Raw genomic sequence first — 24,498 nt, 5'->3', positions numbered from 1 at the left:
AACAGCCGCCGAACAAAGTTCGGTCGGGCCCTTTTGTCTTTACATCTTACGCTTTGCCACCCATCAGTGACAAGAACGTTCTTATTTTATCCTTCCAACTACCGTCAACTGTTGCCGGTGCGAACTCATCATGTTGACATTCGAGACCAAAGGTCGATAAGCCCACCGCTGTAGCAAGCTCAGGCCTGTTCAGCCCTTTCTCTCTCTGACCACTCAAATGAGGTTCTTGGCTGGAAACTTTCATGTGCTGAAAAACGCTCTGGAAGAGTTCGGCTGTCCCCGGTATGAGCGATGCCCCGCCGGTCAGTACGATTCCTCCCGGCAACATGCCAAAGAATCCGCTCTTTTCAATCTGCTGGCGAGACATCCTCGCCAACTCTCGCATCCTGCTCTCGATGATCTCCGCAAGTACGCGGCGCTGGAGGTCACGCTTATGAATCTGCCCAAGCTGCAAAACGCCAACGATCTCGTCTTCGTTCGCCATCTTAGCCCAGGACAAACCACCTTCGAGCTTTAAACGCTCAGCCTCTTCTGGGCTCGCCTTCAAGAGCTTGCTAATGTCCGAGGTGACAAGCTGCCCGCCAATCGGCACAGACGCAGAGAAAGCCACGCTCTCGCCGAAGAAAACAGCAATCTCGGTCGACCCACCGCCTATATCGATCACCGCTGCGCCAAGGTCGCGCTGCTCATCGGTTAGCACAGCAAGCCCGGAAGCCAGCGCCTTGGGCACCAACCGCTCGATCTTGCGACCTGACATCTCCACGACCCGCTCCAAATTCTGTATATGCGTGGCCTGACCGCTCACGAGGTAAGTGTTAACCTCGAGGCGTCCGCCACTCATCCCTATCGGCTTTTTAATCCCGCGTTGCCCATCAATGCGAAACTCACGGGGAATCGCCTGAATCTGCTCTCGGTCGGGTGGCAATGAAATCTGACGACTGTGGTTGACAACCTGCAAAACGTCATCGCGTGTGATCGGCCTTGTTCGCGGGTAGATCGGTACGAACCCCTGAGAGTTGATGCCTTCGACGTGCGCACCGCCAATCCCAACGACAAGGGACTCTATGGATTCGTTGGTATCGGATTCGACGGCACGACAAACCTTATCAACCGCCTTTGCCGCTTCTTCCAGATCGGTTACAACGGCTTTGCGAACACCCTTACAATCCGTCGAATGCCAACTTTCGACCTTGATGCGTCCGGTTTCGGTTAGCTCAGCCGCCAGACACACGGCCTTCGTGCTCCCCAAATCTAAAATATGAACGCGCCCTGATCTCATGTTGACTTCTGCTGCTGAATCTGCTCTTTCATTTTGGCGCGTTCGCGATTGTCGCGCCACGTCGTCAGCAAGTATCGCCTGATTAAACTCAAGTTTGTAAAGATACGAGTGCCGAGGATGATCACGGCCGCAAGAGTCAAATTTGCGCCAATCTGATCGCCAAGCCAAGCAAGTATAAACGAAATCACGACGTTTGAGATGAATCCCGTGATAAAAACGTCGTTAGAAAACTTCCCTTCAATTCCTGCGCGAATCCCGCCGGTCACCGAATCAAGTCCAGCAACACATGCGACAGCCAAATAGTTGCCGCTCATGCCGGTGACCGCCCCAAGGCCGATGTACTGCGCCAGGATTGCTCCTAGCAGCAGTGCGACGATGGGGATCAGGATCATCATTACTTCGAATCCTCAGCCTTTACTACCGTTGCGAATTTAGTTGCGGTAGGACCGTTGTAAGCAGGGAGAGAGTGCTTTTCGACCTTTTCAATCTGCACCATATTGGCGCTGCTCTGTCGAATCGTATCAATAACTCGCCCCGGAGTATTCAAAGCGCCGATCAAAAGGTCAGGATCGCCAATTGCTCGAATACGGACGGGAGGAGCGATGCGCACATTGTCAACGAGGATCGTGTTACCAACGCATGTAAACGACGACCTCGCGACGATGCGTCTGTTATTCACGCTCAGAGCCTCTGCACCGCCTGCCCACAGTTCATTCACAACCATCGTCACGTCTTGGTCGTGGATGATATCGTCCGGCACAGCCCCAAGAGCGCTGTTGGGAGACGCGTTGTCGCGCAGGGTCACCGTCACTCCCGGCCCCTCAACTTCTGTGAGACCGGCGAAGTTCTTGATGTCTTGAAGGTTCTCGTTCAGAACCTTGGTCATCTTGGTGTTGTCGCCCATCGCGTTTTCAAGCTGCGTCTTCTCTTTGCGAAGCTTCTCAACCTCAGCCGCAACCTTTTGATAATCCGCCTGCATGTCGATGGTGCCAGCACGGATTCGACTTTGTTGAGAGGGGTCAAGCAAAGGGATGCGTGAACCACGCGACTGCTCGGTCAACCAAGCGGACATCATCATAAACCCGAGCAACAGCGACAAAATGCTGACCGGGATCATCCACGGATTTCGATTCACTTTTGATACAAACGGGTTCATTGCGTTGCTCCTTGGCGCGGTACATACACGGGACGGTCGGGATTTGTTAGCCGAATCTCTCTCGATCGACGAAGCAAGTCGGGATTCTCCTTGAGTTGCTCGTCGAGGACACGAAACTTGTCATCGAGACGGCTCATGTCACCGAGCCAAATCTGGGTACTTGACCCAGTATTTAAGCATACGGTTCCCGATGAATCAAGGACTATGCTCACTTCGTCCCCTATATCGCTCGCTCCTACCCTCTTGCAGACGTCGGCAAGCTCCTTTGCATTCCACGCGCGCAAGACCGTAAAGCTAGGATCCTTCACACTCTCGGGCAAAGAAACCTTGGGCACGGAGAAGGCATAAGGAAGTTCAAACACTTGCCCTTCCGAATCAATAAAAGCCCCGCTCACCCCTTCCAGTTCCCCGACAGGCTTTCTATACTCAAGCTCAAGTGTCGCCCTACCAAAGATGTTGCGGCGAAAATGCGCCAGCCGCACCGCTGGATTCTTTAAAACCTGCGATTCGACACTCCATGGATTCACCGTTAGCGCCGGTCGACCCCGGAACTTTGCCGAGATCGAATCCAGACGCACTTTCTCGTACTCATAAGCGCCTTCAATCCTGACCGTTCGGATAGAGGTAAGCGGACTCAGTGCCAAACCGATAGCGATGCTAAGCCCAAGAAGGAACCAGAGCGCCTCTGCCTTGAACACGAACTTTCTTCGCCGCTTACGCCTTCGCCGCATGTCTCGTCAACGCGTCCCTAACGATCCAATCCACCAAAGTATTAAAGTCGATCCCCGCAGCTCGCGCGCTGTTGGGCAACAAAGAGGTCGGGGTCATCCCCGGAAGTGTGTTGACCTCTAGAATTGCCAACTTGTCCTTGACCACGATCATGTCCGTGCGTGTTGCCCCATCGCAACCAAGCGCTCTGTGAGCTTCCAACGCTTGCCGCTGAGCCTTCTCAATAAGATTGACGGGCAAGCGGGCTGGGACGATTTCCTCCGTTGCGCCGGGGGTGTATTTTGAGTCGAAATCATATCGTCCGCTCACAGGCGTTATCTCCACCGGCGGTAATACGCGGTCGCCCAACACCGGCACAGAGATCTCCATTCCCGTCAGCCACTCCTCGACAAGTACTCCCCCCTCAAAGGCCAAGGCTTTCCGCACCGCATCCTGCAAGTCTGCAAAAGATTCCACAAAACTCAGCCCAACCGTGGAGCCCTGAGAATTCGGCTTGACGACAACCGGTACCTTGACCGTGATCTCTTCTTCAACCGAATGGACTAGCTGGCCCTTCGGCACAAGCAGGCCAGCATGCTCAAGAATGGTCTTTGTCGCCTGCTTGTCAATAGCCATCGCACTGGCTTGAAGCCTGGAGCCGGTATACGGGATATCGAGCAATTCAAAAAGGCCTTGAATGGCCCCGTCCTCAGCATGGGTGCCGTGAACGGCAAGGAAAACGACATCGGGCCGATTTGGACCGACAAATTTGGACAAGTCACCCTTTGAAAGAAGCAAATCCGAGACATCGACCAGCCAGGCGTTATGCCCCATCTCACAAAGTGCAGAGTGGACAGCATTGCCCGAATGAAGAGAAACTTCACGCTCTGGGCTATCTCCACCATAAACGACGGCTATATTGAGCGTCGCCATCCCACCCTGTAGATACCGCTCCACCGAGTCCTTGCCCAACTCCTTGATGAGAGCTCCGCCGAACTCCGAGATATTGCCCGCTCCCATCGCCAAGATAACATCTCCTGGCTGCGCCTTCGCTGCGACAAAGCGAGGAAGCAGATGTCTTACAGGCACATAGTCCACTGAGGCCTGCACCTTTTCAGCAATCCTTGCCGAGCTAACGCCTGGAATCGGCGCTTCCCGTGCGGGGTAGATGTCGGTGATAACAACATGATCTGCCGCGCTCAACGCCTCGGCAAACTGGGGGATCAAATCCTTCGTGCGGCTATAGAGGTGGGGCTGGAACACAGCAATCAACCTCCGCCCCGGATAGCCATCGCGCACAGCGCTCAGGCTCGCCGCGACCTCTGTCGGGTGATGGGCATAGTCGTCAATCACCGTGATGTCGCCATCTTGCAGAACTTGCAACCGTCGCTCTGCTCCATGAAACGACTCCAATCGGCGCATGGCCTTTGCCGTTTGATCAGGGCTCATCCGCAAGTACTTCCACACCGCCGATGCCGCGCCCGCATTCAAACGGTTGTGCTCGCCCGGAATTCCGAGAGGCCAATGAACCTTGGTATACGACTCATGCTTGCCCTCAAAAGCCGTTCCGATCTCCTTAGCCCCCTCGTCATCACCGCAGTACACGAGCAGTCCACCGTCCGGAATGCTGTCCACGAATCGCATGACGCTCGCCTTCAGATTCTCGTAGTCGCCATGAAAGTCGGCGTGGTCCATTTCTAAATTTGTGAGAACTACCACTTGCGGGTGAAGATCGTGGAAGCTGTCATAGGCTTCGCAAGCTTCAACGACGGCATAGTCGCTCGTCCCCGCGACAACCGAGGTTCCAAACTCGGGAATCACAGCGCCAACGACGATTGTTGCGTCGATTCCCGCCGCTTGTAGGCTCGCGCCGATCATTCCTGTCGTTGTCGTCTTGCCGTGCGTTCCCGTGACAGCGATGATCTTCTTGTCCTTCAAAAGCCAGCCAAGAAGCTGCGAGCGTCGATAAAGCGAACATCCGTGACGAATCGCGCCCTGCACTTCAGGATTGGTCTTCAGGTCGATTGCGTCGCTCAAAATAACTTGATCGAAGGGAGAGATCGTGTCTTCCGCGTGTCGTAGGTGGACTTCAATGCCTTCTGTAAGAAGGCGAGTGGTCATATCCGACGGCGTAGAGTCTGAGCCCGCGACCGCGCATCCTTGTGCCTTAAGCATCAATGCCAGAGCGCTCATTCCGGCTCCACCAATGCCTACTAAAAAGAAGCGCTTGTGGGGCGTCAACTCTTCGGTAGAGGCAAACGCGGATTCGATCTCGGCTCTCGTACGCATGGGGTAATAGGATTATGGCATCCGCCAGCTAGTTGGCATCAGCCATCGGCAAATAGCATGTCCCCAACCGTGCAGCACGGTTAACGAATTCCTCTAGTTATCACCAGACAGCAGACAGCCGATTGCCGACTTCAAATCTATCCTCCACAACAAGATACATGGCCCGCATGACTCGCCAAGAAGGTTGGAAGACTCGTCGTTGGCTTAAACGGCGCTCCAGTTCGAGTGATGATCTGCCCAGGACGCTCACTTGTCATCTCACCGTTATTAAGAACAGATCGCCCGTTCACAATCACATAACGTATCCCCTTGGAAAATGATCTGGGGTTCGTCGGTGTAGCCGTGTCGATAATGCTGCCCGGGTCGAAGAGAACCAAATCGGCCCTCATTCCCTCCTTTACCAACCCACGGTCCTTAAACCCAAACCGCTTCGCGGGAAGCGAAGTCATCTTTCGAATAGCTTCCTCTAAGCTAAGGACCCCTGCTTTACGAACGTAGTGTCCAAGCACTCTGGGAAAGGAGCCCGCACCCCGTGGATGGGAACCTCCTATCGCACCGTCCGACGAGAAACTCGTCAACGCCCACTGCATAAACCGAACGATATCGCCCTCTGCCATCGCTGTAACGATGACGCTTGCACGGCCCGACTTGCCTGGCCCGTAAGTATTCAGCACGATCTCCTGGATGATCTCAGCGGGGTCTTGAGATGCGGCATCGGCGATCTCTTGGATCGTCTTCCCTGCCCAGTCTGGCTTATAAGTGCATTCCGCCAGGCGAATTCGGCTGGCGTCTCCAAGATCACGAATCGCCTGCTTCCAAACCCCTATCCGGTCCCAATCACGACTTGGAGTCAAAACAGTGATGCCACTCTGCCAGTAGGTGTAAGGATAGATATCGGCGCTGACATCAACCCCTCGTTTCCTCGCGTCCTCAAACAGTGCAATCGCTTGCTTTGACTGCCCCCAAACCGATGGCAACCCAAGCTTGATGTGCGAAATCTGCGCTGGAATCTTGGCCTCCTCGGCAATACGGATCAACTCCTTGAAGCTCGCCAGGGCATTCGTATCCTCGTTCCGAACGTGGCTGATATAGGAGCCTTTGTACTTGGCCGCGATTTTGGCGAGCTCAATCACCTCGTCGGTGTTGCTGAAAAACCCGGGGTTGTATTCGAGTCCACTGGACAGCCCCAAAGCCCCCGCCTTCAGGTCAGCCTCCACAAGCCCTTTCATCCGTTCGATCTCTTCGGGGTAAGCCCATCGCTCGAAATCATCCCCCCCAAGCACGTGGTTGCGAATGCCACCATGTCCGGTAAACGCAGCAAAGTTGATGGCGGGCTCAGCGTTCAAAATGCGCGTCATCGCATCGGTATAGGGCTCGCTCCAGATGCCGTCCTGACCGACCACAGCAGTGGTGATCCCCTGCCGCACTTGAGATTCGGCGCTGGGGTCATCGGCAATGCCGAAGTCGGCGTGGGAGTGGGCGTCGATGAACCCAGGAACAAGGACGAGGCCGCTGCCATCTATCAGCGGAGATGAAAATTCCGCAAGGTGCACATGCTCAGGACCACACTTTCGGACAAAGACGATGATGCCGTCCTTCACCTTAACGCAGGCGCGGTAGGGTGCACTGCCAGAGCCATCAATCAACGTGGCATCGTGAATGAAATAGTCGTGTCGATCGAATTCTCCCGTAACTCCCAAGCCCAATGAGAGCGCTGATAGCAAACACGTAAGCATCTATTTCTCCAGGTCGATTGAGTCTACTGTGAGATGATAGGAGCGGGCATGGGATAGTAACGCACTCTTGGAAATTCTCCCAAAGTCTCTATGCCAAGAACCTCTGCAACAGAAGGTGGAAGTGATGCGTCCCTGTCTCCCGCTTTGGTGAATACCGCCCGCGATCATAGAATCGCGACCGCAGTCCCTTCTGCACCAACTCCACAATTGCCTCATCCTCCCGCTCAACGCGGTCCAAATCGCCGCCCGCTCCTTGGCCCAGCTTCGACTCATCCCACAAATAGCGGATAAACGACACTTTGGTCAGGTCGGGAGCAAGAGGGCGGACCACGTTGATGGAAAGCCCCCACGGGTAGAAGTTGAACATCATGTTCGGGAAAACCCAGAAGTAGTAAGCCGAGATAAGTTGGCCCTCGTCCGGGTGCCCAGCCGGAAGATCAAACCCCATCTCACCTGACTTCCCCACCCCGAGCTGCAGGTTGCAATAGTCGAACAGCTCGCTCGTATAGTTTCCGTAATCCAAAGTTTCGTTCAGCGAGGCGTGGATGTAGGGGATGTGAAAGCCTTCCAAATAGTTATCGACATACAGCGCCCAATGCCCCCGCACCATGTAATCCCGACCCTGCTCCGGCACATGCTTGAATTCGTTAAAAGGCAAGAATCCGACCCTTTCTTGCATCGGCCTTAGCCACTCTTCAAGGGATGCAGCAGGGTTCGTCGAGACATGCGCAAATTTGTGCCAAAGCTCCATCGGGACGTGTGTGAGGTTGTCCTTGTCGCACGGAAAACCTTCGCACCCTTCAAACTCCGGCATGAACTGAAACTTCCCGTCCAGCCCAAACCGCCGTCCGTGATATCTGCAGCGCAGCGAACGCTCAACCCCTGCGCCCTCGACCACGATGTTTCCACGATGGGTGCACACGTTCGAGAGGCAGCGTAGCTGGTCATCCATATCTCGCGCCAACATCAAGGGTTCGTTCATCAACCCTTCCAACAGGGTAAAAGGCCAGACCTGCCCCGGCACCTTCAGGTTGTCGGTGTCGGTGATGAACTGCCAAGACCGCGCGAAAACCTTCTCCTTAACCTCTTCGTACACGCCAGGATCGGTGTAAAAGTCCGCTGAGGGTGTCCAAGCCTTGCCGATTTCAGGATGGATATCCAGGTGCATCACCCGATTATGGCGTTTCCTGCCAGGTTCAAAAACAGAAATGCCTGCACCGTTTTGAAACAGTGCAGGCATTCAAAATCTTCGCAGGGCCAATTAGACGTTTCGCGAAAGAAGCTGCTCAATCACAGGCTTCGGAGCCGCGCCGTTCATCTTGTCGACGATTTTGCCGCCCTTGAAGACCAGCAGCGTCGGGATGCTCATGATGCCGTATCGCTCCGCAATCTCGGTCTCATTGTCGATATCGACCTTGTAAACCTTTGCCTTTCCTTCATATTCCGATGCCAGCGCCTCAATCGACGGGCCGATGGCTTTGCACGGGCCACACCATTCTGCCCAAAAGTCAACCAGGACAGGAACGTCCGAGTTGATGACCTTCTCTTCAAATTCTGAGGTTGTAAGCGCTAAGTTCGATGCCATTGTGTTGTGAATCTCCTTGATTTCCAGCTTGATAAGGTATACCTTTAAACCAAGACGCCGGGAAAAGTTCCCGCGATTTACGCTGGGACTCGTGACCTATGGGTACAAATGCGCGTCCATATAACACGGAAAGCCAAGCCGACCAAGTCAGGAGGATTCAAGTTTGAAGCTCAAGTGGATAGTATTAGCCGTTAGTGTAGCAACCGTCAGTGGCATGCTCGCATCGGATGTCGTCGCGCAGGCCAAGGCCGCGCCAGCCAAAGCCGCCCCGAAAAAGATCTCCCTCGTTGGAATCTCGCTTTATGATACGGGTGCAACCGTCGTTGCCAAATACGGCAACCCGTTCGAGGTACAAGCCGTATCTCTCGGCGGTGGAGCCATCGGCCCAGCCGGTGGTCCTGGTGGTGGACGCGGGCCGAGCATCGGTACTGCAGGCCCCGGCGGAAGCGCACCAAACGCAGCAATCGGGCGGGAAGATATGCGACCCGGCGGTTTCTTCGACAATGAACTGTTCCGTCAGGGAGCAGCTATTGGCGACGAAGGCAACGGATTCAACATTCCGTCAGGCCGAGGTGGCCCTCCCGTAGGCGGAGCCCCTGGTAGCGGTGGCGCTGCAGGCGGAGACGCGAACAGCGATCGCATTCTCTACACACGATGGATCTACAAAGTTGGCAACAGCAAGTACGCCTTCGTGTTCGATAACAGCAACAAGGTCGTTCAGATCGAAGCTGTTGGAATGAGCGATTCCCGAGTGAAGACCGCTGCTGGCGTAGGCTTCGGAGCAAAATTTGCCGATCTGATCAAAAAGTACGGTGCCCCCGAAGGCTACGAGATGAACGGCGATGCAATCGTCGTCCGATATCTCAAGACCCACAAAGTAGTCTTCCGACTCAATCGTCTTGGCAAAGATAAGCCTCATGTCGTGACAGCAGTTGTTGTCGCCGGCGGTAAGGCGTAGAATAGATGCGTGGCTGACGAGAGAGACGACATCCGTGCAAGGATCAATATCGTCGATCTCGTCAGCGAGCGTGTAAACCTTCGCAAAAGCGGAAAAAATTGGACGGGACTTTGTCCGTTTCACGACGACAAAAACCCGTCCTTTAATGTGTCTCCCGGAGTAGGACGCTACCGTTGTTGGTCGTGCGGAGCTGCCGGAGATATCTTCGACTGGGTGATGAACACCCAAAACGTCGAATTCGGAGACGCTCTCAAAATCCTTGCCGACCGCGCAGGTATCGAACTCAAACGAGGAGCCGGTCCCTCTAAGTCTGTACGCAAAGAGCAAGTCGCCCTCATGGAAGAAGCCCTCGCATTCTTCCAAGAGATGCTCTCCCGAACCCCCGAAGCCATCGCTTACTGTGAAAACAGAGGCCTCACCGAAGCCGTCCTGAAGGAATGGGAGATCGGATACGCACCAACCGACAACACGATGCTCGCCTCACGTTTAGGCAAGGCCAAGCTCAACCTGGCTATGGGAAAAGAGCTGTTCCTCGTTGACGGTGACCCCAATTTTGGTTATCGCGACAAGTTCACCGGCCGACTCATGATCCCCATCCGTGACGAGCGCGGAGAACTCGTCGCCTTTGGTGGACGCATCATCGGCGACGGCATCCCCAAATACATTAACAGCTCCGACACTCCCCTCTACAGAAAGAGCAGAGTCCTGTACGGCATGAACAAGGCCAAAGAGGTGATGTCAAAGTCACGAAAGGCGGTTCTCGTGGAGGGTTATCTCGACGTTATCGCCTGTCATCGTGCAGGGGTGACCACAGCCATCGCCTCCCTTGGAACTTCGCTCGCCGAGGACCACGCTGCCCTCCTCAAGCGTTGGGTCGATCAAGTCACTATTCTCTATGACAGCGACACAGCCGGGCAAAAAGCCGCCGACCGCTCAGCATCCATTCTCCAAGAACACGGCATCAAAGTTCGCGTCGCTCTCATGCCCCCGGGAGAAGACCCGGACACTCTTCTCCGCACAGCCGGTGCTGGCGCCGTGATGCAGGCAGCCGAACGTGGCATTACTCCCACAGAATTCAGACTCAAAGAGGTCGAATCCAAGATTGACCCCAATAGCGATGAGTTCTGGGAAACTGTCGCTCAGGTTCTGATCGCTTCCAAGTCGTTGAAGGAAGTCGAACGGCATGTGACCGAGCTCGCCGCAAAGTACCTTGCTAATCAGCCCGAACGAAGCGCCCGAACCTCCATCTTTGCCCGCATCGAGCAAGTAAGACGAGCCGCTAAACAGAGACGAACGAACGCATCCAGTGTTCCGGTACCCGTTCAAATCGAAACGAAAACACTTACCAACCCCGAGGCTGTGGTTTGCAAAGCCTTTGTAGAAGACGATTTACGCTCCCTCGCATGGCGTGCAATTGTCGATGGTGCGCTCGGACGCTCGTCTGCCGGTATCGCCATCACTGAGGCAATCCGATCCGCCTTCCCCGATGAAGCCCCAGTAGGCCACGCATCTCAATGGCTGCACAAAGTCGAGCCCGAAGAGCTGCGCGTCATCCTATCCGACACCGAGTCCGACCCCTTGCTTGCTCAAATCACGCTGTTGTCATTGCAAACAACGGTAGCCCATCTCAAAAAAGATTCAAACCGCTCAGAGCTCCGCGAACTCAAAGCATCTGAGCCCAGCGACGAAAAATTGAAAAAAATACAGGAAAAATTGGAACAGCTGAAGAATCCATAACAAAAAGCACAATCGCTCTCTTTTTCTTGGAGATCGCAAAAACCTGTTGTACAGTAGGTGTGCTTTGGGCAGTCTTAGGGGGCTGGCAATTGTTTATGGTGGGACGAGCTATAGGCGGTAATACGTCAGAGTTCGAGGAAAACGCTGGAGGCGAGATACGGGTCATTACTCCATCGACTCATTTCGAGGAGTTGCCCACCCAGATAGGAGAAGGCTTTCTGGATGAATCTCAGAATGGTGTAGCGTTTGCCGACGAACGTAGTGAAGATGTTGGGTTGTTCGATGAAGCTTTGCTGGAGGACTCTGTCCGAGCTTGGCTAAAGAAGATCGGGCGAACCTCCCTTTTAACACAAGAGCAGGAGATCGAAATCGCTCGCGCAGCTCAGGCAGGCTGCGACAAGGCAAAACGATTGATGGTCGAGGCCAACTTGCGCCTCGTGGTCAGCATCGCCAAGAAGTTTGTCGGGCGTGGCCTCTCCATGCAAGATCTTATTCAAGAGGGCAACGTTGGACTGATGCGCGCCGTCGAGAAGTTCGATTACACGCGTGGATTTAGGTTCAGCACCTACGCCACTTGGTGGATTCGACAATCCATCTCAAGGGCAATAAGCGACCATTCGCGCACCATTCGTGTGCCGGTACACACCCTCGAAGCCGTCAATAAACTGCTCAAATGCGCCACCCAACTTCAGCAGCAGCTAGGACGAGAGCCAACCGAAGCCGAACTTGCCGACGAGCTTCAAGTGCCCGTTGAGAAAGTTCACGAGTTCCTTCGAGCGATCATGGAGCCTGTGTCGCTTGAATCTCCGGTTGGCGATAGCGACGACGCTTCCCTGATAGAGTTTGTCACCGACACGACGGGCGAGACCCCCGCCGAAGCCGCGATCCGATCAATGGTCAGATCGCGCATCGAGAATCTTCTTGAAACCCTCGGCGAGCGTGAGAAAGAGGTTATCGCCATGCGATACGGACTGTCTGACGGAAGGTCGCACACTCTTGAAGAGGTCGCAAAAGCGTTCAACGTCACCCGAGAAAGAATTCGCCAAATCGAGCAAAAGACCTTGAAAAAGCTCAAGCACCCCTCGCGTGCAAGAAAACTGCTGGAAGTCCTGGAGTGACATCTTCCGCGCAGTTCGCGTCTCAAACTCTATTCAGAAGCGACTTTCGCTTGTTACAATAAGTGTAGAAGGCAATCTCGTCACGAACGAGAATTCAAATTATGGACAAACTTGATGTAATCATCCCCGCTGGGGGCAAATTGGACGATAACTTCGCGCGCGTCGTAGGTACGCACAGCAAAGCGCTCATCAAGTTTGAAAAGCGAACGATCCTTGAGTCAACCATTCAAGCGTTGCGCGAGTCCGACCGGATCGACAGAATCATCGTCGTTGGTTCATCTGAGGTGATTGAAAGCTCCGCCGTTGCCGAAGCTACCGATGTCCTTCCCGAAGGCGGTTCTGGACCGGAGAATATCTTCCGAGGGCTTGATGCCCTTATGGAGACCTCCAAACAGCCGGAACGGGTGATTATCACAACCTGCGATCTGCCCTTTATGACTGGAAAGACGGTTTCGAATTTCCTTGATCTTTGCCCCGATGGGATCGACTTCTGTGTCCCCCTCATCTCAAAGGTCGACTTTGAGGAATCCTTCCCAAGAGCCGAAGCAACTTTCGTCGAACTCCGCGACGGCATCTACACCACCGGGTGTATGTACAACGTCGACACGAGGGCGCTCCGAAAGGCTCTCCACCAAATTGACACCATCTTCAAGCGACGCAAGAGCAAACTCGGAATGGCGAGGGTTCTCGGCTTCACATTCGCATGGAAGCTGATGAACAAACACCTTGTGGTGTCCGACATCGAAAAGAAAGTGTTCGACATGCTCGGGTGCAATGGCCGTGCAATCCACGACAGCCCTCCCGAACTCGCGTACGACGTAGACTACATCGAGGATTACCACTACGCGCTGCAAACGTTCCAGTCGCTGCGCAGCGCTGTGCCCACTTCCTAACGAGCCAGATCAATGGTGATCGTGCCCATGGCTACCATGGTCATGCCCGTGTCCATGTTCGTGGTCATGCCCGTGTTTATGGTCGTGGTCATGGTCGTCGTGATTGTCCAAGACTTTGCACTTGAACAGGTCTTCACTCTCGGTCGCACTGATCAGCGATTTCGACCACTGATCGGCACCTTCGGTAGTTAAGATCGACGGAGCCACCTTGAGCAAGCCCGTTAAAACCTGATCCTCTGGGAAGATCTTCAATCCTGTCACGGCAGTTGCCCGCATCAACTTGAATTGCCCCGTGTTTCGATAGCATAGAGCAAGCCACCGAAAGGCGTCTTCGAGTGTGTCTTGGTCAGCCTCCGTTAGTTTGTCACCCAGTGCAAACCCTAGACGGACCGCCTTTGATAGGAATACGATCGCGTCATCAAGCTCTTGTTGGCGTGTGATCTTGAGCCGTGCTAACTCCACATGCAAAGTCAAACTCTTGGGGTTGTTTCGAATCCCTTCCTCTAAAAATGCCAAGGCCTTCGCAGTAGCGCTATCCGACCTTTCCCGAGCGATGATGGAAGCGCCAACCTGCCAACCTGTCACAAACTGAGGATCGAGCCAGGTCATCAAACGGAACAGAGGCAGCGACTGTTCGGGGTTGTTGTGATGATGCGCCTTCATATCGGTGAAGGCAGAGACCGACCGCTCCACATCCCCAAAAATGCCTCGAAAATCGCGGTCTTTGGTGGGAATCGTGGTGACGTGGGTCTCTTCGTCTCCCATGATCTGATCAGCGGTCCCCACCCCTTTGTGGCCCGCCTTCAGTTCGGCTTCGGTGAGCACCCGCATCTCCACGCCGTTGTGGAGGTAAAGGTCGGCCCGGAGCCAGAGGTACGAAGATGCGCTAGTGCGAAACTGCCCCAGAAGGCTTGTCGAGCCGTGCGTCTCGTGCGCGTCCAAGCCCGACGGTGGCGCGGGGGGCTGAACGGTGTCTTTGAGGCCGGAAACGCCCATGCCAGCGGCACCAATGGCCGTGACTGCGACAATCGGAACGAATATGCCCTTCATCGCTTAAACCGCCTGCTTTCTGAACTTCCACCAGCTCAGGCTCAACATCGCCCCTGAGTAGATCACCATATAGGCGAACAGGAAGCCCATCACCCACGACGGGACCAAGCCCCAGTTCGAGTTGGCAACACGAGAACCAAAATCGAAGAGGTGAACCTGTGGAAGAGCCATCGTGACAAACTTGAAGATGCCCTGGACCGCCGGGGCGGCTCCATCATAGGCCATCGTGAGTCCGCGCAAAATCATCGCCGATCCAAACGCGAGCACGAAACTCATCGTCGCTGCGGCTGCGGGGGTCATGTACGTGCTGAGCATCACGCTAATGCTGCAGATCACGACCAGGCCCATCATTTTGGCGACGATATATTGCAGCATCGTCGCCTCAAAGTGGACATGGAACATCATCAGCGCCAGTCCAGTGAGGGTCGTTAAGATGAGGAATCCGGTCCAGGTGACGATCACCGACCCGATCAGCTTGCCCATTAAGAGGTCGAAGCGGGTGATCGGACGCGAAAGAAGCGGATAGAGCGTGCGGTTCTTGATCTCTTCGGGGAGCATCCGCGAGGCAGTGAGGACTGCAATAATGGTCGAGAACAGCCCCAGAACGGTCGCTGAGAGGTCTTTCGCGAACGCCTCAAGCCCATTTAGGCCAAAGAATCCGAGCGCGCTAGCGCTGACCACAATAAGAAATCCGAGAATGCCGACGACATAGAGGTCCTTGCGGCGGATTGACTCCAGCCAAACTCCTCGCGCCAGCGCTTTCCAAACCTGAATCTTCATGCTGCCCTCCCGATGGTCTCGACAAAATAGTCTTCCAAAGAACCTTCCTGAGAAACGATGTCCTTGATCTGTCCGCCCGAACCCTGAACTCTCGAAATGGCCTCGATCAAGCCTTCTTTTGTGTCGAAGTGAGCTGTATTCCAGCCCTCAGGCTCCGAAGAGATCTGCTGGGTCAAGTCGATAAGGCTCGCATTTCCGGTGAATGACACCGAGAATTGGCGCAACTCGTTCTTCAGCTCGTTGATGTCGCGCTCCTCAATCAGCTTGCCTTGGTGGATGAGCAACAGACGGTCGCACAGCATCTCGACCTCGCTCAGTTCGTGGCTGGAGAAGAAGAGAGTGCTTCCCTGCTTCTGGCGGTCTTTGAGGAGGTTCCTCAGCTCCTTTCTGCCGATGGGGTCGAGGCCGCTGGTCACTTCGTCGAGGATGAGGAGATCGGGGTTTCCGAGCAGCGACTGGGCGATGCCCACACGCTGGAGCATGCCTTTGCTGAGTTGTCGATTCTGCTTCGTCATCGAGTTTTGCAGACCGACCAGTTCCAGAAGTTCTTCCGATTCGTTCAGCAGGGCCTTGCCGCGCAAGCCTTGAAGCTCGCCGTAAAGCCGCATTGTCTCCAAAGGCGTCAGATAGGGGTAATAGAGGGCAACTTCGGGCAGATAACCGCATTGTTTCTTGGCTTCCAGAGAACCTGCCGCAAGTCCAAAGACTTCGCATTCTCCGCTTTCCGGCTGAACAAAGCCCATCAGAGCCTTCAGCGTGGAGCTTTTTCCGGCTCCATTCGGCCCCAAAAATCCAACCACTTCACCCGGTTTGACCTCAAAAGAAAGACCCTGAACGGCGTGAACCCACTTCCCGTTCTTGGCCCGATATTTTACGTGCAGATCACGCACACCGATAGCACAACTCATCCTGGTACAAATATCGGCAAGTTCAAGGATTACTTGAGGGTTTGCGCAAAACTATTGCGTTAAGGACTCAGAACCCCCTCCCTGCCTATACAAAGTCGTGCTTGCTTGCAAGCATGTGATTTGCGGGAACCCCCTCCTTGCCTCGACGAAGTCGTGGTGTGGCTCCACCGAACAGCGTGAGGAAGGAAAGGGGGCAGGGGGTGGGGTAATTGAGAATTCTGCAATACAATAAGTGAATGAACCGGCGGCGTGCTGTTCTACTGCTTGCAGGCCTAACATTGTTCAGCCTCTCAATGGTATGGGCTTCTCGACCCCGCTGGCCTGAAGAATCATGGCTATTCCTCGAGGGACGCAAGCCGACGAAAGTTCAATACTTCGGAAGTGATTCGCCGGCGCTGAGAGAAATATGGCGTAATCCGGTCATCCCTAACAGGACTTGTAGGTTAACCACTTACGAATATTGGACAGACCATCTCACAGCGATGACTACAGACTTCTCCGAACTAGATCCTGGAAATGGACAATTGGAGGCTTTTACAATCGACGGGAAGAAACATCTATTTCCAACTTTCGGCTTGCTTAGTATGGAAGGCTACGAGTCCAAGGGCAACGACCTCCCCAAACATGCCGGCCAGACAAAAGTTAAGATCGTTATTTACCGTATTGCTCCGCCAACTCCCATAGAATCCGCTTGGGCTTGGCTTCGAGACACACTTTGAAAGCAAACGCACCCGATTGCAATAAATCTATGAAACGCTGGAAGATCGCTGTGATCATCTTTGGTTTAGGAGGACTTGCTCTCTTCCTGCGTTGGGGTCTCACTGAGCAACCCGCCGAGCAATCTTGGACGTTTCTGAAAGACGCGAGACAGGTTTCCGAAGAGCGCTACACCCCGATCTATACTCTTGATGGCGACGATATCTTCTTTAATTCATCATCCATGCCCTCTGTGTTTCCAAGGCATCAAGGCCCACCAATGTGGCAGTATGCCCGGAGGACGACCTACGTCGTCCAAACCAACCCTTACGAGGTCATTCGGGAGCTTCGTGGCTTGTTTCCCCCAGACACCTTCAATACTTACGACCTATGGGATACGAACGGGGCTGTTGTAGAGAACACCCAAATGAGGGCATATATCTGGGCCAGCCGCTACGACCCTGTGCGCGGTATGGCGGAAAAGGACAAATCTTGGATTCATGTTGTAGTAACAAGCGGGATTGAGCAGCCACGCCTCCAAAAGCTGTGGTCTTTCCTAACTGAGCGATGATGAACCGAAGAAACGCTGTCCAACAATGAGCAAGCAGGCAAGGCTGTAGCTCCTTTAGTGAGAATCACCCTCATTAACCCGCAACCAGACCCCTTCTCCACTATGCACAGCAGAATTGATAACCCCAAACACCTGTATCGTCGTATAGTAAAAAGATGCGGCTAGATGCTCACCAACACTTCTGGCATTACGACCCCGCAGAGTTCGGCTGGATCGATGATTCCATGTCGACCATCCAACGTGACTTTCTCCCCTCCGACCTCAAACCCATCCTCAAAGAGAGCGGCATCGACGGCTGCGTTGCCGTGCAAGCGCCCCAAACGCTCAAAGAAACCGAATGGCTTCTGGAACTTGCCGACCAGAACGACTTCATAAAAGGCGTCGTTGGGTGGGTCGATCTCCGCTCGCCATCAGTCTGGAAGCAGCTGCACGGCTTCATCAAGAACAAGAAATTCAAAGGCGTAAGGCACATCGTGCAAGCCGAGCCCGACTCCGATTTCCTGCTCAGGCCGGATTTCAGCAACGGCATCGCCGAGCTATCAAAACACAACCTGGCCTACGATATCCTCATCTTCCCTCAACACCTGCCTTGCGCCATCCAATTTGTCGATCACTTCGCCCGCCAGTGCTTTGTCATCGACCATCTCGGTAAGCCGCACTACACCGAAAAGGGGATCGAGCCCTGGGCATCGCAAATGAAAGAGATCGGCAAGAGGCCGAACGTCTATTGCAAGCTAAGCGGCATGACCACCGAAGCTGACTGGAAAAAATGGAAGCCTGCCGACTTCCAGCCGTATATCGACACCGTGCTGGAAGCATTCGGCCCCAAACGCATCATGTACGGCTCGGACTGGCCCGTCTGCCTAGTCGCAGGAACATACGCTCAAACTCTGGACCTCGTTCTAAAAGCGATCAAGAAGCTCAGCGCGGACGAACAGGCTCAAATCCTTGGCGACACCTGTGCAGCCTTTTATCGAATCTGAGTCTTCGATGAAAATCAGCCAACAGCAATCTACAATCTACAATCGTTAATCGCAAACTAATTTGGTGGGCCCGGGGGGGCTCGAACCCCCGACCAAGCGGTTATGAGCCGCCTGCTCTGACCACTGAGCTACGGGCCCACGGCAGAAGCGGATGATACCCCGTCCGACCGAGCTGAGGACAGGAACTCCGCCACTTCGCGGTCGCTCTTCAAATGAACCACAGGCACCTCGGGGCCATGCTGCATTCGCAGCGACTCGATGCGAGGTCGGTTGACACGGTCGAACCTCCAGATAAACGCAATGACTTTCGCAAGCCCGCACAAGCGGTGTGCTTCACCGCGTTTGAATACTCGCTTGATGGCCCGCCAATAACACACGAGCTTTGGAAGTTCCAGCCAAACTATTATCGTGGCACGAGGCAGCCGAATATCGAAGGTCGCAGCCGCAAAGTTTCCGTCGCTGATCCACTTTTCGCGAGCATGCGCTTCCTCCATCAGGGTCCGAAAGGCAGGGACATTCTCATGGCTCCAACCGGGTTGCCAGATCGCATCTAGGCAGATAACGGGCGCATCTATCCTCTCGCCAAGGAGTCGGGAGAAAGTCGTCTTTCCGCTGCCCCCACACCCAAGGATGACGATTCTTTGCATTTCGTCTGGCCTCATGAAGAGATACGGCTCTTCTTCAAGCTTACATCGCCAACTCGGTTCTACGATCTCGGATTACGGATTACAGATCACGCATTACGGATAGCTGGTAGCTGATAGCTCACAGCAGATCGCCACTCACTCCCCTTCTTCGTCCTCTGATCGTCAATCACTGCGCCCTTGCGCATGGGGAATCGGAACAGTCCTTTATCCAACCCCTTCCCTACCGAGATCCACCGAATGTCCTCTTGGGTCAGCGGATCAACCGGTTCAGACACCCAGTCGGGATACTGATTGTGAAGGTCTTGAAAGTACTGCTTGTTGTCATAGGCGATGCGATGAATTCGAGGTTCGCCACCAGATTTGTAGTAGAAAGTGACCGTGCCCGACTTGGTCGATTCGAACGTTACCGCCTCTTCGTTTGGTCCGACCGGAGCCTTCTTGATAAATCCATCCGGCTTGACTAGCTCCTTCATTCCCGCCTCTCCTGCCAGAACAAAGGACAGCAGCGAAACCTCTCCACCCTGCTGATTCAGCCCGACCGATGACTCAAAAATCGTCGACTTCAGGTCCCGATAGACCACAGGAGTCTCGCCATCCAGCCCATCTACGATCACCTTCTCACCGTCAGCGATGTACCGCATTCCCTCGCCCCAATAGCCAAACGTCTCGAACCTAAACTTCGATGGGCTTTCGTACCAAATCTCCCGTCCACTGTCGGGGTACATCGCTCCAACTTCCTCATCTTTCACTGTGCGGACAATGTAGACGTGAACGTTATTGAGCTTTGACCCGGCTTCAAAAATCTTCTTAAGCATGGGCTCAGCCGAGCGGTCGGCGGCTGGCTTCTTCGCCTCATCCTGCTTCACGCCCTCTTGCGGAGCGCTTAGCAGGCCAGAACACAACAGGATGGGGGACAAAAGTGTCGAAACAAGCATTGCATCTACCTATCGAAATCGGTTCTCTGCCGATGGCTGGGAATAAACCCGCTATGGGAATATACTATGATGCATCACGACAGTGTCGTCGAGGTCCTTCCTAAATGAGTTCGCCTGTATCAACTGTTCCCTCCGGCTGCGACTTCTACTCTTCAACGCCCGAATCAATCTTTTCCGTGGAGCAGTTTGGCTCCGACGAGCAGCTGATGATCCAGACGGCGGAGCAGTTCATGCGGAACGAGGTGATGCCACACCTGGAGAGGCTGGACAAGCAGGAGGACGGCCTGATGCCCGAGCTGATCCGCAAGGCCGGAGAACTGGGCTTGACGGGCGTCGACGCACCAGAAGCCTACGGTGGCCTCGGGCTCGGCAAAAACCTCGCCGCACGAATTCTCGAATACATGAGCCTGAACGCATCGTTTAGCGTCACGTTCGGGGTCACCACCGGCATCAGCCAGGTTGGCCTTTCGCTCTTCGGTGCCGAAGAGCAGAAACAGAAGTATCTCCCCAAGCTCATCTCCGGTGAATGGATTGGCGCCTACTGCCTTAGCGAACCGAACTCGGGCTCCGACGCTCTCTCTGCCACTACTCGGGCCGACCTCAAGGATGGCAAATGGATTTTGAACGGCACCAAGATGTGGATTTCCAACGCCATGTGGGCCGAGTTCTTCCTCGTGATGGCCAAAATAGACGGAGACAAGTTCAGCGCCTTCTTGGTCGAGCGTGACTTTCCCGGCGTCCATATCTCCCGCGAGGAGCACAAGATGGGACTCAAGGGTTCCAGCACCGCGAGAGTCGTGTTGGAAAACGCCGAAGTCCCGCTTGAGAACCTTTTATACGAACCTGGAAAGGGCCATCATGTCGCCTTCAACGCCCTAAATCTCGGAAGGTTCAAGCTCAGCTCAATGTCGATCGGTCCGGCTCGAAACGCGATGGAAATCGCCGCCGAGTATGCCAAAGATCGAAAGCAGTTCGGCAAGCCGATCTCCGAATTCGGCCTCATTCGCCAGAAGTTTGCGATGATGGCCACCTGGTTCTACATCGCCGAATCCATGATCTACCGAACTGGGGCGATGATCGACCACGCCTTCGATACTTGGGGCGGAACTATCGACGGCAACCGCGCCGCCGCCGAAGAGTACGCCGTCGAATGTAGCGCCTGCAAAGTCCTCTCCACCGAGCTTGAAGCGCTCATCGTCGATGAAGCCCTCCAATGCTACGGTGGCTACGGATTTACCGAGGAATTCCCCATCGCCAGACACTACCGCGACGCCCGCGTCAGCCGTATCTACGAAGGAACGAACGAAATCAACCGGCTCTTCCTCGCCGACCGCCTCATGCGCCGGGCCCGCGATGGTAAGGCCTCCATGGAGTCGGCCAACGACAGTTTCATCAGCGAGCTTGCAGGAAAAGCGATCCGGACCGAACCCTCCGATCAGATTCGGCTAGGAGCCCTCTCCGACCTCTTGATGCTGCAATACGCAGAACAGTCTGCTCGGCTAAGAGCGGTCCAAACCGGCGGAAGGAATGCTGAGCTGTACAAATCAGCGCACAACTGGCTGAATGTTCAGGCCGCTTCCGCTTTCCAGGTGGTAACCGGAGAAGCGATCAGTCTCCCCAAACCCATAGCCGTCGATCTGGACGCCCTCGGCGCAATATAGCGGCACAACAATACCACGGGTCAACCAGTAAACAGAGGGCCGTAATGCTCTACCAAAGGCTGGTTTGAAAGAACCCGATTGGCACCATCAAAGGACTATCTATAGCTTTAGAGCTATCATTCAATACCATCACAAGCCTCTTAAGACCAACGTAATTGCTATTTCAATAGCGGTTGAAGATCGGCTATGTGTTAGAAACAAGAAAGTGGTCGCGTTCTTCTATCGGTTCGATTAGACTGTATTCGAGAAAGCACAGGCAGGCAAAACCTATGAGCGACATTGGTGAAACACCGACTATTCAATCAGCAGATACAATCGCACAGGAACTGCCTGTCGAAAACACGAAAGCACCGACAAGAGATGAAGTCATTACCGCACAGATCGCCGATGCGATTGACCGGGGGTTTGATGTCAAAAAGTGGATACGTGATATCGTACGATTCATCGGATGGCGTCAGGCCGTTTATCTCCTGTTCGGCTTCGGAGCAGCTTGGGCCCTCGCATATTTCGGCTTTCTGAGCGTTAAACAAACGCCGAAAACGCAAGCCGAAGAGGCACTTGGCGTGTACTCGATTGAAAGAATTGACAGTCGCGACGACAAGAACGCTTCCCCTCCTACAGAGTTTATTGCCGAAGCAAAGAGCTCAGTCCTCATTACCGGCTTTAGCGCCTTTCGAACGGTTGAAAATAACCCCGACACGATTCAAAAGCTCCTCGACGACAAAGTTGATATCTACATGCTAGTACTCGACCCTCGTTCGCCCGACGTTGCCAAGGAGCAAGAGTTAGACCCAAAAGCCCCCGTCAAAAAGAATCAAATGACCGCTATAGAAACGGTGGTAACGAAGTACGCTAATAATCCAAGCTTCCATCTGCGATTCATGAAAGCCATGCCTGGCATCACAGGGATCGTCGTCGATGCTGAGATTGAGCCGCGCTCTGCACGCCCACGATCAACCGGCGGAAAACTTAGGTACCAAATCAAAGGCTTCAGAATCCCGCAGCGCAAGGGATACGTCATTCAGCTAACACAATCTTCAAAAGAAGATAACCCGATGTTCAACCTATTCTGGGAGGACTTTCGCACCCAATGGAAGTGGGCACAGCCAGCTGACGAAGTACTGCCTGCCATCGGCCTCGTCCGCAGACAATGACCAACGAGTGAGTCGTCAAAACAGGCTACATCCCCACATTCCTGCGGACGTAAATAGTTCCACTCTCATACGCATCCACCACCACACTCCCATCCCAAGCCGTGCAATATATGCGTTTACGCACCGTGTAATCGGTAAACACTTTCGACTTTATCCCCGCCTTAACCGTGATCCTTGGCCTCGTGCTGCTGATCGCCCCCTGCAATAGGTCAAGAATCCCGACATTCGGATGCCCATAGCGCCAAGTTGTGAAGGGATTGCTGCTCCCTTCGCCCTCATTCCACTTGCCACACGAAATGAGCGCTGCCTTGGGCGTTACAGCGTCAAGAAAGGATTGTGTTGTCGCATTGCGAGAGCCGTGGTGACCAACAACCAAGATGTCGCTATCCAGTGGACCACCAGAGAGGTACCGCATCTCCAAAAGCTCAAGTTCATGCTCCTCCGCATCACCCGTAATCAGCAATGACGATGCGCCAAGCGCAATTCGAAAGACCATGCTGTGATTGTTCTGGTTCTCAAATTCAGATACAGGCCAGCCTGGGTTCACCCTCATGCTGCTTGCGAGCACGTGAACCCGAGGGTCGCAGTCATCGCAAGTCAAAGGATCAACATCAGCATCTGTGTATCCGTCAGCAGTACCTTGCGTCGTAACTCGGTGATCGTCGACAATTCGCACGACAGTCGCGATGTCGCCATCGCGGACCGCCCGGAGGATCTTATTCAAAGATGAGGCGCCTGAACCAACCACGTCTCCGTTGAACAAAAATCTCTCGACCGTAAACTTCTCAGCCAAGGGCAACAAGCCCAAAGCGTGATCCTTATGGCTGTGCGTTAGCGCCATGACCTTAAGCGTGCGATTCAAATCAGGACGTAGATTGAAGAACCACTCCAGATACGAAATCAGATGATCGACATCCTGCGTGCTGCCCGCCCCAGTGTCAACCAACATCGCTCCACATTTGAATTCAAGCAGCGTGGCTGATCCTTGCCCAACGTTAATGCAATGCACGCGCATCCGCCCTACTTCAAACGCGGATCCAAGGCTTACGAAAAGAAAAAGTACAACGCTCAAAAAGAGTCGAATCGGTCTTGTCATGAAGTCACCACCCCAAAGCTATCGCTGAACCCATTCTAATGGATTCTCAATCGCAAATGAAGTATCTACGAATTCCTTAACCGTCGCTCTGTTTCTTGGGCTAAGATCGACTTTGAGGATTGAGTCATGAAGAAGTACATGCTGGTGTGCGCTGTTCTAACCATAACACTTTTCGGCTGCTCTCAAGAAATTCGCAAACCGAGGATTCCTCCTGCCGAAGTAACGGGACATTGGAAGGGAGAGCTAACCGATGGCAGGGCCAAGGCTGAAGGCGAGTACACCGCCGAGTTCCGAGCCGACGGAACCTTCACCATGAAGCAAGGCTCAGCCCAAACCACAGGCAAATACACCGTCGAAGGCAACCACGTGAACCTAATGATTGAGAACTTGAATGGCATGGCTATCCCAAGCGGTGGAGCAGCCAACTCTCGTGGGCTCGATGTGTCAGCGGATGGAAAGTCAATGGCCGACGCAGGCGGAACAGGGTCGCTAACTTGGGTGAAGCAATAATCTGGGATCGCTGATAGCCGATCGCTGGAAACGACTCCCATTGATGAA

Annotated in this window: 23 protein-coding genes and 1 tRNA gene; 9 read left to right on the top strand and 15 right to left on the bottom strand. The window is 54.1% G+C overall.

Going from position 1 to position 24,498, the window contains the following annotated elements; translation table 11 throughout:
• Window positions 1-46: 46 nt before the first annotated feature.
• The 8 genes from ftsA to trxA all read right to left on the bottom strand — a co-directional run bounded on the left by ftsA (window position 47) and on the right by trxA (window position 8,753).
• Window positions 47-1,279, bottom strand: coding sequence for a cell division protein FtsA (gene ftsA, locus KF784_08445; protein MBX3119079.1), 1,233 nt, complete (start codon window positions 1,277-1,279; stop codon window positions 47-49).
• Window positions 1,276-1,674, bottom strand: coding sequence for a small basic family protein (locus KF784_08440; protein ID MBX3119078.1), 399 nt, complete (start codon window positions 1,672-1,674; stop codon window positions 1,276-1,278). Before KF784_08440 ends, ftsA begins: the two co-directional genes overlap by 4 nt.
• A complete protein-coding gene (locus tag KF784_08435) occupies window positions 1,674-2,435 on the bottom strand; it encodes a DUF881 domain-containing protein (GenBank protein ID MBX3119077.1) in 762 nt (253 codons plus the stop codon). The genes KF784_08440 and KF784_08435 overlap by 1 nt, the downstream gene beginning before the upstream one ends.
• The gene (locus KF784_08430) at window positions 2,432-3,166 is read right to left on the bottom strand and encodes a hypothetical protein (GenBank protein MBX3119076.1); all 735 of its coding nucleotides are present in this window, start codon (window positions 3,164-3,166) and stop codon (window positions 2,432-2,434) included. The genes KF784_08435 and KF784_08430 overlap by 4 nt, the downstream gene beginning before the upstream one ends.
• Complete coding sequence (locus KF784_08425; GenBank protein MBX3119075.1) at window positions 3,150-5,432, bottom strand: D-alanine--D-alanine ligase; 2,283 nt, start codon at window positions 5,430-5,432, stop codon at window positions 3,150-3,152. Before KF784_08425 ends, KF784_08430 begins: the two co-directional genes overlap by 17 nt.
• Window positions 5,433-5,569: 137 nt before the next feature.
• Window positions 5,570-7,168, bottom strand: coding sequence for a D-aminoacylase (locus KF784_08420; GenBank protein MBX3119074.1), 1,599 nt, complete (start codon window positions 7,166-7,168; stop codon window positions 5,570-5,572).
• A gap of 88 nt (window positions 7,169-7,256) precedes the next feature.
• Window positions 7,257-8,336, bottom strand: a complete 1,080-nt coding sequence (locus KF784_08415) for an aromatic ring-hydroxylating dioxygenase subunit alpha (GenBank protein MBX3119073.1) — start codon at window positions 8,334-8,336, stop codon at window positions 7,257-7,259.
• A gap of 93 nt (window positions 8,337-8,429) precedes the next feature.
• A complete protein-coding gene (gene trxA, locus KF784_08410) occupies window positions 8,430-8,753 on the bottom strand; it encodes a thioredoxin (protein ID MBX3119072.1) in 324 nt (107 codons plus the stop codon).
• A gap of 163 nt (window positions 8,754-8,916) precedes the next feature.
• On the opposite strand from trxA, the gene KF784_08405 reads away from it, so the two are divergent.
• From KF784_08405 to KF784_08390, 4 genes are all read left to right on the top strand, one after another.
• Entirely contained in the window at window positions 8,917-9,711 is a 795-nt protein-coding gene (locus tag KF784_08405; GenBank protein ID MBX3119071.1) for a hypothetical protein, read from the top strand.
• A 9-nt stretch (window positions 9,712-9,720) separates the two neighbouring features.
• Window positions 9,721-11,448 (top strand): DNA primase, encoded by a 1,728-nt coding sequence (dnaG, locus tag KF784_08400; protein ID MBX3119070.1) that lies wholly within the window; start codon window positions 9,721-9,723, stop codon window positions 11,446-11,448.
• Window positions 11,449-11,474: 26 nt separating this feature from the next.
• Window positions 11,475-12,566 (top strand): sigma-70 family RNA polymerase sigma factor, encoded by a 1,092-nt coding sequence (locus tag KF784_08395; GenBank protein MBX3119069.1) that lies wholly within the window; start codon window positions 11,475-11,477, stop codon window positions 12,564-12,566.
• A 101-nt stretch (window positions 12,567-12,667) separates the two neighbouring features.
• The gene (locus KF784_08390) at window positions 12,668-13,459 is read left to right on the top strand and encodes a nucleotidyltransferase family protein (protein ID MBX3119068.1); all 792 of its coding nucleotides are present in this window, start codon (window positions 12,668-12,670) and stop codon (window positions 13,457-13,459) included.
• A 9-nt stretch (window positions 13,460-13,468) separates the two neighbouring features.
• On the opposite strand, the gene KF784_08385 is transcribed toward KF784_08390, so the two are convergent.
• The 3 genes from KF784_08385 to KF784_08375 are packed head-to-tail and all read right to left on the bottom strand — an operon-like array spanning window position 13,469 to window position 16,197.
• Complete coding sequence (locus KF784_08385; GenBank protein ID MBX3119067.1) at window positions 13,469-14,509, bottom strand: hypothetical protein; 1,041 nt, start codon at window positions 14,507-14,509, stop codon at window positions 13,469-13,471.
• 3 nt (window positions 14,510-14,512) lie between these two features.
• The gene (locus tag KF784_08380; GenBank protein ID MBX3119066.1) at window positions 14,513-15,289 is read right to left on the bottom strand and encodes an ABC transporter permease subunit; all 777 of its coding nucleotides are present in this window, start codon (window positions 15,287-15,289) and stop codon (window positions 14,513-14,515) included.
• Window positions 15,286-16,197 (bottom strand): ABC transporter ATP-binding protein, encoded by a 912-nt coding sequence (locus tag KF784_08375; GenBank protein MBX3119065.1) that lies wholly within the window; start codon window positions 16,195-16,197, stop codon window positions 15,286-15,288. The genes KF784_08380 and KF784_08375 overlap by 4 nt, the downstream gene beginning before the upstream one ends.
• Window positions 16,198-16,945: 748 nt before the next feature.
• Between KF784_08375 and KF784_08370 the strand changes: the two genes are divergently transcribed.
• Both KF784_08370 and KF784_08365 read left to right on the top strand, forming a co-directional pair.
• On the top strand, window positions 16,946-17,464 hold the full coding sequence (locus tag KF784_08370) for a hypothetical protein (protein ID MBX3119064.1): 519 nt from the start codon (window positions 16,946-16,948) through the stop codon (window positions 17,462-17,464).
• Window positions 17,465-17,619: 155 nt separating this feature from the next.
• Complete coding sequence (locus KF784_08365) at window positions 17,620-18,447, top strand: amidohydrolase family protein (GenBank protein ID MBX3119063.1); 828 nt, start codon at window positions 17,620-17,622, stop codon at window positions 18,445-18,447.
• A gap of 62 nt (window positions 18,448-18,509) precedes the next feature.
• On the opposite strand, the gene KF784_08360 is transcribed toward KF784_08365, so the two are convergent.
• From KF784_08360 to KF784_08350, 3 genes are all read right to left on the bottom strand, one after another.
• A tRNA-Ile gene (locus tag KF784_08360) sits at window positions 18,510-18,585 on the bottom strand.
• Entirely contained in the window at window positions 18,576-19,094 is a 519-nt protein-coding gene (locus KF784_08355; protein MBX3119062.1) for a hypothetical protein, read from the bottom strand. Before KF784_08355 ends, KF784_08360 begins: the two co-directional genes overlap by 10 nt.
• An 86-nt stretch (window positions 19,095-19,180) precedes the next feature.
• Window positions 19,181-20,029, bottom strand: coding sequence for a hypothetical protein (locus tag KF784_08350; GenBank protein ID MBX3119061.1), 849 nt, complete (start codon window positions 20,027-20,029; stop codon window positions 19,181-19,183).
• Between the two features lie 104 nt (window positions 20,030-20,133).
• Here KF784_08350 and KF784_08345 point away from each other — a divergent pair, with 104 nt between their 5' ends.
• Together KF784_08345 and KF784_08340 are read left to right on the top strand one after the other, a co-directional pair.
• Window positions 20,134-21,690, top strand: a complete 1,557-nt coding sequence (locus tag KF784_08345) for an acyl-CoA dehydrogenase family protein (GenBank protein MBX3119060.1) — start codon at window positions 20,134-20,136, stop codon at window positions 21,688-21,690.
• A gap of 173 nt (window positions 21,691-21,863) precedes the next feature.
• The gene (locus KF784_08340) at window positions 21,864-22,844 is read left to right on the top strand and encodes a hypothetical protein (protein ID MBX3119059.1); all 981 of its coding nucleotides are present in this window, start codon (window positions 21,864-21,866) and stop codon (window positions 22,842-22,844) included.
• Between the two features lie 25 nt (window positions 22,845-22,869).
• Here KF784_08340 and KF784_08335 read toward each other — a convergent pair whose 3' ends face one another.
• A complete protein-coding gene (locus tag KF784_08335) occupies window positions 22,870-23,940 on the bottom strand; it encodes an MBL fold metallo-hydrolase (GenBank protein ID MBX3119058.1) in 1,071 nt (356 codons plus the stop codon).
• Between the two features lie 126 nt (window positions 23,941-24,066).
• On the opposite strand from KF784_08335, the gene KF784_08330 reads away from it, so the two are divergent.
• Window positions 24,067-24,450, top strand: coding sequence for a hypothetical protein (locus KF784_08330; protein MBX3119057.1), 384 nt, complete (start codon window positions 24,067-24,069; stop codon window positions 24,448-24,450).
• Window positions 24,451-24,498: the final 48 nt, after the last annotated feature.

It is taken from the genome of Fimbriimonadaceae bacterium (genome assembly GCA_019638775.1).
In the GTDB taxonomy this organism is placed as follows: domain Bacteria; phylum Armatimonadota; class Fimbriimonadia; order Fimbriimonadales; family Fimbriimonadaceae; genus JAHBTD01.
Note: the sequence above shows the minus strand (reverse complement) of the source record. Positions and strands in the feature narration are given on the sequence as shown.